The sequence below is a fragment of the Nonomuraea sp. NPDC049480 genome, assembly GCF_044465905.1.
GTDB lineage: Bacteria > Actinomycetota > Actinomycetes > Streptosporangiales > Streptosporangiaceae > Nonomuraea.
This window is the reverse complement of the sequence record NZ_JBITMD010000031.1, coordinates 1-12,033: the sequence shown is the minus strand read 5'-3', so window position 1 is coordinate 12,033 and position 12,033 is coordinate 1. Positions and strand designations below refer to the sequence as shown.

The window sequence follows — 12,033 nt, the reverse complement described above, 5'->3', positions numbered from 1 at the left end:
GCGCTCGTACGGACGGGGAATCACTGGACGTCCTTCGGGTCGATACCGGCGACGTCTTTGAGCAGGGAGGTGAGTGCTGATCCGTAGACCGACCTCATGTCGGCGCGAGTCTGGTCGGGCCAGTCGGCGTACATACGGCGGATGATGGTCGCCATGTCGCTGCGCCAGCTCTGGTCATGGATGGCATGGTCGACGAGGAAGAGCCGCATGTCGGTGCCACCGCGGCGGGCGCGCCCGGCGAGCTGGATGAGGTCGACGATGACGCCCGCCACGACCTCTTCCTGCAAGTCGTCGTCCTGGTTGCGGAAATGCGGCGCCGCCCGTAGCACCTGGTAGAGCCGTTCACGTGAGCGCTTCCGGGCCGCCGCCAGCGTGTCAGCAGGACGGGCAGACGGCTCGAACCCCGTGTGCCCCGCGGCGTTGACGCTGGCGAACATCTCGGCGGGATCCGACATCAACGCGAGTGGGCGGACGCACAAGAAGATCGCGGACAGGGCGGATCGAATGCCGATGACGATGTTCAGCCCGCGGGTGATACGGGCCATGGGTGCGATCAGGATGTCGCCGTGTGCAGGGAAGTCCTCGAACTCATCCGCCGTAAGCGTGTTCACACCGCGGCGTAGCTGGAACTGTCCCATGAGTGCCTCGCGGCGTTTCGGTTCTGAGGGGACCGCGACGCACAGGCCATCTCGATAGCCAACGGCTCGTGTAATGCCACGCGCCAGATCCAGGCACTGCTCATAGGAGTTCACGGCTAGCGCTACTCTCGCGCGGTCGGGATCGTCGCGGCGCATCTCTTCCAGGAGGGGGACGAGGTGCGTCTCATAAAGCCGCTCCCCCATCTCCATCAGTTCGCCACGCTTGGCCTGTTTGGGCAAACCAGAGATCTGGATGTAGTCCGATCCCCGCATTACCCGGCCGTCGCGGACGGTGATGGCGTCCTCTGCGGCGTCCGTCATCCACCAGGCAAGCGGTGAGTGAATATGTTCGCGGACCGCTCCAGGGAAGAACGCCGTTGCCGATAGCCCCAGGACGATCCGTTCATGACCGCACAGGGTGAGCCCAACTATCGCGCCGAGCTGGGCGGTATAGGCGTGGGGGTCGCCTGTGATCGTCTGCAGGGACAGTTCGGTGGAGCCCTCTGGGTCGGTAAGGCCAGCGAATCGGAACCCCACCAGTGCATAGCCGAGCGGCCCGTACGGGAAGGGGCCTTTGAGTGCGAAAGCGGCCAAGCCGTCGACGAATTCACGGGCCGACGGCAGATCGACTGCGCGGAGTCGTGATGCCTCGCCCTGGAGCTCCCGAACGTGGTGTTGGAGCGCTGCGAACCACGCTTTGAGGATCATCTGGGTGACGTGCCCGGCGCGTTTCTTCTTGTCGGATACGACGGTGCTCAACAGGTCGTCCAGCTGAAGCCTCGCTTCGTTCAGGGACTCCTCGTTTGGATGGTTGAGGAGCGTCTGGAGGATCTCCTTGGCGGAAGCGAGCGGTTCGGCGGGCGAATCAATATGCCGCACATCGCGATCGGGCTCGTAGTCGGGGAACAGCGAGTCGAGTCGCCGGTAGGTCTCAGCAGTCAGTGTGGTGTCTTCAGGAATTCCGAACAGCGCGTCGATAAGGTTACGGTCGTAGGCGTTCGGCAGCTGCCATTTAGTGGTGTGGACGCCCTGCAGGACACCGGGGAGCCGGAGTGCTCCGTCCGCGACGAAGTTGACCAGTTGGTCGGACAACTCCCGGAGCCTGCTCAGGGCGGGTGTGATCCGCAGGGAGTCCCGGATCGGAATGCGGGCTCGGTCGTCGTCGAGCCGTTTGAGAGGGATCTCCTCCCACCGGGCCCTGGACGACAGCGTCATCTCGCGGGCGCAGACATCGACAGCTGTGGACTGGAACTGGTCGATCTCATCGATGATGACGACATCAAAGACGCTCAGCAGAAACTCCGCGGCCGCCATCCGGTCTCTGGGCCGCCCGTCGAGCTCAAGGGCCGTATGGAGCTTGCCTCTGAGGAAGTAGTGATGATTGGTGACAACGACCCCGGCGGTCACCGCTGCCCTCGTTTGCGTGAACTTTGGGCAAGTCGGCTTCCATGGGCAGATGCGGTTCTCCCTACCGCTCTTTCCGTCCGGCCGATGAACTTCACACGGTTCGGTACCAGGCTTGGGGCGGGACGCGGGATCGATCAGCTCCGAAAGGGCGCACCCGTAGCTGACTTGATCGAGGCGCCACTGGGTTCCTTCATCCCAGTCCCCTTCGATTCCTGCGTTCTCGGCCACCTTTGTCGCCCGCTCGTGTAAGCGATTCGGGGACATGAGTGGGGTACAGCCAGCTTTTACATCGAGCAAGTCGAGGTCGTCGGCAATCTCACGAGCGGTGCCGAGGCTGGACTCGATGGTAGGGACGATGACCGCCACGCGGATATCCCGCTGGGCCAAGTGGACGGCGAGAACCCGCATCAGCACGCTCTTACCTGTGCCGGTGGGTGCATTGAGAATTCGTAGCAGCCCACTCACCAGTACCAGATCATCTTTGAGCGGTCCGTCCGCGGTGCGCAGGCCGGCGAACAGCTTGTCCAGCGTGGCGTGAAGGTAGGGTGTGCGGTTGGGCCGAAGGGCGTCGAGTTGCTCAGCAAGGGAAAGAAGTTCGGAGATCCGCACTTTCAGGTTCGCCCGAAACGGTGCCTTGGAGAATGCAGGCAGCGGCACGGAGACGGCCACAGCACCGGGGAAATGCGGGATAGTGACCTCGACGTTCTCTCCAGCCCGTCCTTCCCGAGAGCGCCGCAGCCACCAAGGGCCTGGCGTTGCGACCTGATGCGCGCCGCCCTTGGGCGGACCGGCCTCAAGCTCAGCGAACAGGCGCGTAGCGAATCCAGCGAGGTCGCCGCCGAGCACTGGTCGCGCGCCCGTGCGGTCCTCCGTCAGTCGGAACGAGTCAATCCGTGGGCTCTCGGCGGAGAGTACGTGCAGCATGGTACGGCTGAAGACTGTGGGATTGGCGAATCGCTCCGGCCGCAACGCGAGAAGGCGGCCGAATCGCTGTTTCTCCTCGTAGGTGAGGCTTTCCCAGCGGTCCCAGCAGTGCAGATGGCCTGACAGCAGGAACGCGGCGTCGGTGAACTGGGCGATCTCGTCGTCACCGTCAGGGAAGTATTGCGCTGCCAGCGCCAGCGCCAACTCGGCGACCTTGAGTGAGGTGTCCGTCTCTGCGCGCTTCACGGCCATGAGACCCCCTGCTCTCGGCAGACCTCCTGAGCGAGCCTTGAGGCGGCACGCACCTTCCAGCCCATGGCCGCCAGCGCCCGTTCCAGGAGCTTTACCTGCGATTCCAACCGGTCGGGCACGACGAGGTACAGTCCGTTCTCCTGTCTACCTTCGCGTTCAAGCCTGCGAATGAGCGCGTCGACCGAGATGACGTCCTTCACATCGACCTTCCAGACTCGTTTTGGCCGTCCCTCTCGCTGGACTGTGATGTGTAGGTCGTAGGAGTCAAGCCGAGGCCAGAGGCCCACGGCCACGCCTCTTTTGCTCAGCTCGTCGTAGAGGGCGAGCTCCAGTAGCCCAGGCACCACGTGCGAGTGCCAACATTCGGGACCCACCATTTGGGTCCGCCCCGCCTCGTGTACTTGCGCCTCGCCGGCGATGGGTGCGAGCGGACGGCTCCGCGCGAGAATCGCCGGGGGTGGATGGATGCCTACGAGCTCGGGCGCGCCTTCACGGTCGTCGTCACGGATAAAGCGGTAGTCGGCCCCGCGTTCCCGATGTCCTCGATCGTCGCAAGACACCTTCACGACGCCGTCGGCCGGACGAACCCGCATCGGCCACTGGCAGAGCGGGCAGAGGAAACACCAGCGGCCGTAGCACCGCTCCCCGGGGACGCCTACATATAGATCCTCAATCTCCTTCGGCATGGAGCGCAGCGACCTCTGCAGTCCTGCCGCGTGACGGACCACGAATTCGCGACGCCTAACGTAGGCCCGCTGGCTCTCGCCCTTCATGAAGAGCGCATAGGCCCTGTTCTCAGCCAACTCCTCACGGAGCCAGGGCCAGTACGGAAGGTCACCCGACAACCTGGCGACCGCCCCGTACTCCCCGTCGAGCGCTTCGAGATCGACATTCCGCTCGCCCGTCTCTGGATCGACCGCATAGACCGAGCCGAGGCCGCCGTCTTCGCGTCCGGGAGGCAGCAACCCCGCGACCGGCCCGCGGACCAAATCCCGGAACTCGCCGAATCCGAGTGGATGCGCAGGGCCGCGCAGCGCCATCACGATCCCGTGTGCCCGGGTCAACGCGGCCAGCCGACGCTCCCCCGCCATGGCAGGTTCCGTCAGCGCTTCGGCCGCGATGAGCGCCGCGTACAGCGCCATATACCGCACATGATCATCGGAGATCTGGAATCGCTCAGCACTTGCCGTGTTCGCCACGTCACAACCGTACTGAAGCCCTCCGACAAAAAAGAGCCCACACGAACCGCCAAGACAACGAAAAGATAAGCACCCTCTCAAGAAAGGGATAGCAGAAGCAGACAAACACCCTAAAGCGTCATAATGTACTTTATGGGACGAACTTGGAAAGATGTAACGCTTCAATGCCATAACGGCGGCCCGGTGCTGCCTGAGCCTAAAGATCGTCTCCGGCCGCCCTGCAGACATGTAGATTCGGGGCTTCTCAGCAGCCCCCTCACCGGTCACGCCAAACACCATCAGGGCTTTGGCGGTGGGCACTCGAAAGGATGGCGTCCCCGTCGTCGTCTCCGGAAGCCTCGATGCCACGATCCGGATGTGGAGTCTCGCCTGAGAAATCCATCACCGGCCCATAACCGACACTACGAATACCGCCTGTGGCAGCATCAGCGAATGACATACGTCGACTGTGAGCTGCCTGCCAGGAAAGACGTCATTACCTCACAGCGCTCAGCCCGACCAAGGAGTGCAGTCAAGAGGAGGCCGGGGATCGGGAGGCAGGCCCAGGTCCGCGAGCACCGCGAGCGCCTCGGGAAACGGCCCCAGGAGCGGACCATGCGGTACTGGCCGCACGCCGTCGAAGCTGCGCTGGGCGGCGAGGCTGCGTGGATCGCGAAGACCGGTGAGCCGGTAGTGACGCCACAGGGTGCGCGGACCGGCGTCGATGGTGAATAGATCCGGCCGACGCCAGACGACGAGCGCCCAACTGCCGCCGGAGGAGGTGGCCCAGGCGCCGACAAGGCCGGAGGCCTGGGCGGCCGCGACAGCCTGGAGGGCGACGAGCCGTGCGTTGCCGAAGGTGCCGGTGACGTGCAGCAGGCGTTCGCCGTGCCGGTGCACGTCGCGGTTCTGCTGCGCCAGCGTGCGCACAGCGTCATTGAGAGGGTCAGCCTGGACGATCTCGGCGGCGAGTCTCTGCACCGCCTCCGGGCTCAACGCCGGGCCGAACGCCTCCTGCATCAGTTCGCAGTACTGCTCAACGTACTCGGGTTCGGTGGCGGGAAGGAGATGATCCACGACGGCGGCGGCCCGGGTGAAGGCCACTGTGGTGGCGGTGCTGACGTGGCGGGGCGCATGGGCGCGGAGCACTGCGAGGCCGACCGCTGCCAGGCTGCCCACCTGTGGTTCCACCTCGGCGGGCGGCGTGCCGACACCCAGTTCGCATACGGCATCCGCCAGGAGGCCGAGCCAGGCATGATCGTCGCGGTCCCAGGCGCCCGCCGCGGCGGTCCAGAGCAGGAGCCTGGTGACGAGCATCCGCTCCGGCAGCTCCAGTGTCGGCGCGACCCGGGTGAGACGGTCGGCCCACCGCTGGTAGCGAAGGCGTACCGCGGCGCCGGCGATGCGCAGGTCGGGAGGCGGCGTGACGGCGGTCGGCGGGTCGGCCACGGTCTCGGGGTCGTCGTTGTCGAGTCCGGCGTCGGCGTCGTCCGCGAACTGCTCGTCCCAGGACACCGGCAGCAGCTCCTCGTAGGCGCCTTCTTGCTCGGCAGGGAGGGCGGGCAGCCCGAGGGCGAAACGCAGCAGCGGCGTTCCGAGACGTCCGGCGCATTCGTCGAGGTAGGTGGCCCATCCGCCGCCGGATCGATCGGAGACGACCTCGGCACGCGCGGTCTTGGCCGGCGCCGCGGCCGAGGACGCGGCGGCGGAAGTGGGAGGCCGGGTCAGCGTGGTGGCGAGGGTGCTGAGGTCGGCGAGGAACTTACTGGCCAGTTGCTCGTTGGTGAACAGCTGGCCGGGCCTGGTCGTCGGCGCGGGGGTACCGCTGAGGCCGTACCGGTTCTGCGCGCGGATGGGGTCGACGACGAAGACGATGTTGCTGGGACGTGCCTGGCCGTCCAGGGTGGTGACGAGGCGAAGTCGGCTGCCGCCGTCGGCGGGCAGGGTCAGCAGGACCTCGGCGACGTCGGCGGGCACCTCGCCGACGCGTTCCCACGTCTCGGGCGGGGCCGCGGCGGCGGACAGCTCCAGGTATCCGCTGGTGCGGAGGGTGCGCGCGAACATGACGTGCAGGCCTTGCTCGACCCGGGTGGCGCCGAGCAGGAGCGGGCCTTTCCGCTCGTTGCGCGGGCGGATCGAGAACTTCAGCGGGCGTAGATCGGTGGTGGGCACGGTTGCGCCTTCGGGCATGCGGGAGGCGTGGATCGGCGCGATGAGGCCGAGTTCGCAGTTGCCGCCGTTCTCCAGGGACGTGGACAGCGCGGCGGCCGACAAGTTGGGGCTGCCGGTGAGCGCGTACCGGCGGCCCTCGACGACCCATTCGATGAGCTTGCCGTGCCGGTAGCGGGGTTCGTCGTCGAGGCGGACGTCGGCGTTGAGTTCGGTGACGAGGTCGGCGAGCGCCTGGCCGTCGAGCTCGGTGAAGCCGGGCTGGAAGCTGACGACCAGCCGCCGCGGCTGTAAGCGCTCGACCAAGCGGCGCAGGGTGACGGCACCGGGATCGTGGAACGGCGCGCACACCCCGAGTTCCTCGACCGGGCCTGTGGGGAGCTGGTCCATGATGGACTGCTCGCTGGACGACACCAGCCGGAGGTCCGGGTGCACGGCCTCGGCCTGCTCGCGCAGCGCCGCGAGACCGTCGGCGACCCGATGCAGCGCCTCTGGCACGCGCCTGGAAAACCGGATCCGGTCCGGCAGCCTGGACAGCCACGACGAGAGCTCGCCGAACAGGTCGGGGACGTGGTGCCGGTCGGCCCGCAGCACGGTCCACAACTCCGCGTTGGCCTGCCATCCGGCGAGCGTGGCGTTCCCGGAGCCGATGGCGACGGTGGCCCGCTGGGGGCCCACCAGCGCCATCAGCTTGGGGTGGAAGGCTCCGCCGCACACGGCCTGGCCGGGCAGGTAGGCGCGTCCGGCACGGCGTACGGCCCTCGGGTCGATCGTGCTCATCGCGGCATCACCGACCAGACTCACCCGTGCCCCGCACGCTTGGGCGACGCCCAGCGCCACCGTCTCGAAGAAGCCAAGGTCGGTGGTGAAGCTGAGGAACAGAGCCTCCTCGGCCTGCCGGTCTCCGTACCGTTCCTCCTCCATCAGCAGCGTCAGCGGCGAGGCGAGTTCCAGGTCCACCAGCGGCTCAGTCAAGGAGCACCTGCCCGGCATCGGTCACGCGCCAGGTTCCATCGGCCAGTTCGAGCACCCCGGCGCCGGCCAGCACGGAGGTGAGCTGCGCCAGCCTCAGGCCTACGTCGCCGCGCCCTTCCTGGCTGGTCCGAAAGAGCAACCCGTCGCGTTCGTGAAGACGGGTGGGCAGCCACAACGTCCCATCCGGCCGCCGGCGGGCCTTTGACAGCGCCACGCGTCTGCCGCGGGTCAGCAGGTCGTGGGTGAGCCGCCGGGCGAAGTCACGTGAGGAGCCGGACCGCGACTCGGCCAGCCGCCACGCCATCCACTCGGGGCCGAGCTCGACGCCGCGTTGCCCGAGGAAGGCGTCGCGTCCCCGTCCGGACAGCTCTTTCACCCGCCGGGCGTTGACAATCAGAACCGCCAGCTCGCGTACCGGATCGGGCAGGTCGCTCGCCCGCAATTGCTCCTCGGCCGGGGCGGGGGCACCCGTCGGGGTGACGGTGGCGGGCAGCCCATCCATGAACGCGGCCAGCGTTCCGTCCGGCATGCTGTCAGCGAACCGCTCGGCCAAGTCGTCGGCGGGCATCAAGCCGTCGACCTGGGACACGAGCCATGACCAGAGGCGCCGCCAGGCACTGACCGCGTAGTTGCGTAACACCACCCCGCGCCAGACCGGAGCCGTGTCCAATGGGGCGGTGACGGGGTCGCTCGTCAGGAAGTCGCCATACGCGATCAACGATCTGACATCGTTGGTGACGTCGCCAATCTCGTGGGTCCGCATCACCCGCGCGAGCAGCCGGATCGTGTTCTGCCTGCTGAGCCCGGCGGCTTCGGCGGGCTGCTCGCCAGGCAGGCACAGCAGCCTCGCCAGCCACGTCCCGTCGGCCGCTCCACCACCGGCGCACACGCACAGGTGCGGGTGGCCGCGCAGTTCGTCCACGGCCAGGCTCTGGCGAGCCGCCAGCTCCAGGATGCCGTCGAGCCCCGCGGTTACCTGCTCGACCGCGCAGGCAGGGCCCGGGGTCGGCATGCTCGCGGGCGCGAGGATCCCAAGGGAGACCTCGGAAGCCGCGTACGGATTCCAAAAGCCCCACACGTTGCGCACATAGCCGCCCTTAACGGGCAGCGCCGCCTCGGCCATGACAACCTCGCCGCCCTGCAACCGGCCCACGAGGGCATCGAGGCCGTGCGCCCGCGGCAGCCCGGTCTCGCCGTGGTCGTGCGCGTACGACACCGCTGCCATGACGACCTCACTACGGCGCAGCAGGTCCTGCGCCTGCTGGGGGGACAGCCGACGGCGCTCAGCCTCGATGGCGACGAGGGCGTGCAGGCTGTAGTAGCGGGCGTGCGGCGTCACCGTCGTCACACCCGGCACCAGCAGATCGGCCATCCGCATCACGTGCCGCTCGATCGACAGCGGATACCTGCCCGCGGCAACGTCGAGCCCAGTGGTGCTCCAGGCAGGGCCCTGCACCATGTACATCGAGGCCTCCCAGATCTTGGACGCCATGAACGCCGACACTATCGAGCATGTCCGCTTGATGACAGCAGATGGTGAGAAGACTGTTACTTAGAGAGGATGGCACGCACGGATGTGCGCCTGGGCGCTGATCGACTCGATTCCCGTGCGAGGCCGAACTGGACACCCACATCCAGCGCATCCACGCCGACGACTACGGCGTCTACGGCGCCCGCAAGGTCTGCAGCAACTACCGCCGAGGGACATCGGGTTGCCCGCTGTACCGTCGAGCGCCGAAGCCGAATACGTGTGACCATCGGGTAGACGCTGGGCGGCCTGGGCTTGCGGTGAAGCATGGAGTGATGTCGCAGCGTCCGTCGTTCAAGGACGCAGTCGGCCCTTCGAGATTCGACTGCCTTCAGCCTCGCCGGAAGCGCTGCAGCCGCAGTGGCTCTTCGCTCCGACTTGATGGCGGAAACTGTCACGCAATGTGGAGGATGGGATCTACGATGGCTCCTGGTACAGGTGAGCCCTTGGCGTACGAAGTTTGCCTTGGATAGAGGGCTTCTTGGGTCCGCTTACCGGCCCTTACGCAAACGAACGGAGTGCCCAGGAACCGTGCATCTCAGCAGCTTCTCCGTCAGCGGCTTCCGCTCGCTCACCAAGGTCGCAGACATCCCTGTCAGTGCGCCCACCATCTTGGCCGGTCACAACGATGGCGGAAAGACTGCCGTACTCGCCGCTCTGCAGTTTCTGGTCGGCGACTACAGCGTGGTCGAGGACGACCGAACGTACATGGCGCGCAATCGCGACGACGGCCAGACTGACGTTGCGCAGCGTCATGAGAAAACCGAGGTAGAAGGGGTCTTCACGCTCGACGAGTGGGAGCAGGAAACTTTTAAGCTCCCGCCTCGGCTCCGGATCAGACGTCACGCCGGCGAGGACTTGATCCCCCACCTCGAATGCTGGCTACCGATCCCTGACGATGATCGGTTGCGCGATCTGTCAGCTCACAGAGTGCCCGGGCTGAAAGAACTGGCGAAAGAGTTCGGGATCTCGCCTGTCCCGCAGTTGCGAGCCGACCTAGAGGAGGTCCTTCGCGCCTATGCCGCCGAGCATTCAGGCCCCGCCGGCTGGGTGGGGGTCCCATCGGGCGTGGCGAGCAGGATGCCGCAGGTAGTGGCCTTCAGCGGCCACAAGCCCGCCGAAGACTCTGTGAGGTCCGTCTTGCAGGGCCGTTTCCAAGCACACGTAGCGGATGAGTCCCTGCAGGAGCGGCTACAGACGGTTGAAGCCGAGGTTAAAGAGCGGCTGCGCATAGACGCCAAGTCTCTATGCGATCACATCCAGAGTCGCTGCCCTGACTTCACCGATGTTTTCGTCGAGCCGGAGGTTTCCTTCACGCAGGGCTTTCGAGCGGCCCGCATACGGCTGGCGCGATCTTCTGGCGAGCATGTGGGGTTGGAACGCTCCGGCCAGGGGAGCGCGCGGCGTGTCGCACTCGCCGTCTGGGAATGGACCAGCGAGCTCTTGTCCAGCCAGGAAAGAGTGGAGCTGACCGTCACCGAGGAAGATGACGGCAGCGCCAGCCCGCCTCGCGCGCAAACGATCATTGTCTATGACGAACCAGACACACATCTGGACTACGGTCATCAGCGTCAGATCATGCAGCTCATCCGTGAGCAGTCGTCACTTCCCCATGTCAGCGTCATGGTTGCCACGCACTCGATGAACCTGATCGATGGCGTCGACATCTCTGACGTGGTCAATTTGAAACTGCAGCAAGGCCGTACCGTGATGGAGCGTCTCGGAGCGAGCGACCACGACAGCATCGACAAGCACCTGCAACAGATCGCCGCCGCTTTGGGGCTTCGTAACTCTGTCCTCCTGCACGAACGCTGCTTCCTCGCGGTCGAGGGCCCCTCGGAGCAGCGGGCGATTCCCTTGCTCTTCCGTCTCTCCGAGGGAATGTCCCTTCAGTCGGCTGGGATCGCCCTCTGGGCGTGCTGCAACAACGAAGGGGCGCTGCATCTAGCTCGCTACCTGGTCGAACACGGTCGATCTGTCATGGTTGCTGTGGACGCCGACAGTCGCACTGCGGGGCGGGGCATGTTCAAAGAAGAACGGCTGCGTCAGACCTTCGGCGCAGAGACCAGTCAGATCGTGAAAATGATCGGAGAGCCCGGAGAATTTAACGAGTTCGAGGAACTCTTCAACGACGATTTGTGGGCTTCGGTCGCCAATGAGATATGGCCCAGAAACGAATTCGCCTGGAGAGCTGAAGATTTCAAGGCGCTCCGCGGCAATGGAAAATTCAGCGCGAAGTTGCAGCTCATGTTGCAGGAACAGAGCGATCAGGGACCGGGCGGGAAGCCGGACATGATGTTCCAGCTTGCGCTGGCTCTGACAGAACCTTCACAGGTACCCGATCAGCTGCGGGATATATTCAGAGAACTCAGGATAAGAGCGGCTTGAGCTGTAGGAACTGAGCTTTATCTTCAGCTCGTTGGCGCTTTCGTCGGGCCAGCATGCGTTCCTTGCGCTGGTCCGACGTTGGCGCCACCCACTGATGCCAACCCACCTCAGGTTTCCAGCGCTGGAGGTGATTGCGTTCCTCGATTCCGCACCATCTACACCCGTTCGGCGGAGGTGCGTGCTGGTCAACGTCACGGCCATCTTGAGACATGCCCCCTCCTCTCTGTGTAATTCTGCCCAAGAGCACCGACAATTTTCATGGTTACTCGATCATCCGCTCGTGTACAGGTCCTCTGTCAAGCACGGCTCGCCTGCACCCGACCCTCAGCTGGTTGGCGTGTCGTCAAGGCCGTGATGTCGCCCCGACGCGGTAGATCTGCCCGAGCCTGGTTGTCTCCTTCACCAGCTTCATGTTGCCCGCGCCCGTGCGGTCTAGCAGCACAGCTGGCAAGACGCGCCAGTATCCTCCAACGACGGATATGTCGACGACGCGTGAATACTGACCCCCAGGCGACGGCTGAATGTTGACCCCTCCACTCTCTGGAGGGTGATCAAGGTGGAGGACTGGGCGGAG

5 protein-coding genes are annotated in these 12,033 nt (G+C 65.5%); 1 reads left to right on the top strand and 4 read right to left on the bottom strand.

What is annotated here, in order from left to right; genetic code table 11:
- Positions 1-20 precede the first annotated feature (20 nt).
- The 4 genes from ACIBX3_RS51255 to ACIBX3_RS51240 all read right to left on the bottom strand — a co-directional run bounded on the left by ACIBX3_RS51255 (position 21) and on the right by ACIBX3_RS51240 (position 9,035).
- On the bottom strand, positions 21-3,221 hold the full coding sequence (locus ACIBX3_RS51255) for a hypothetical protein (protein WP_397128052.1): 3,201 nt from the start codon (positions 3,219-3,221) through the stop codon (positions 21-23).
- Positions 3,212-4,420 carry a hypothetical protein gene (locus ACIBX3_RS51250; protein WP_397128051.1) on the bottom strand — a complete coding sequence of 403 codons (1,209 nt, stop codon included), beginning with the start codon at positions 4,418-4,420 and terminating at the stop codon, positions 3,212-3,214. Before ACIBX3_RS51250 ends, ACIBX3_RS51255 begins: the two co-directional genes overlap by 10 nt.
- A gap of 489 nt (positions 4,421-4,909) precedes the next feature.
- Positions 4,910-7,543 carry a hypothetical protein gene (locus tag ACIBX3_RS51245; RefSeq protein ID WP_397128050.1) on the bottom strand — a complete coding sequence of 878 codons (2,634 nt, stop codon included), beginning with the start codon at positions 7,541-7,543 and terminating at the stop codon, positions 4,910-4,912.
- Positions 7,536-9,035, bottom strand: a complete 1,500-nt coding sequence (locus tag ACIBX3_RS51240) for a hypothetical protein (RefSeq protein ID WP_397128049.1) — start codon at positions 9,033-9,035, stop codon at positions 7,536-7,538. The genes ACIBX3_RS51245 and ACIBX3_RS51240 overlap by 8 nt, the downstream gene beginning before the upstream one ends.
- A 567-nt stretch (positions 9,036-9,602) precedes the next feature.
- On the opposite strand from ACIBX3_RS51240, the gene ACIBX3_RS51235 reads away from it, so the two are divergent.
- On the top strand, positions 9,603-11,459 hold the full coding sequence (locus tag ACIBX3_RS51235) for a hypothetical protein (protein WP_397128048.1): 1,857 nt from the start codon (positions 9,603-9,605) through the stop codon (positions 11,457-11,459).
- Positions 11,460-12,033 lie beyond the last annotated feature (574 nt).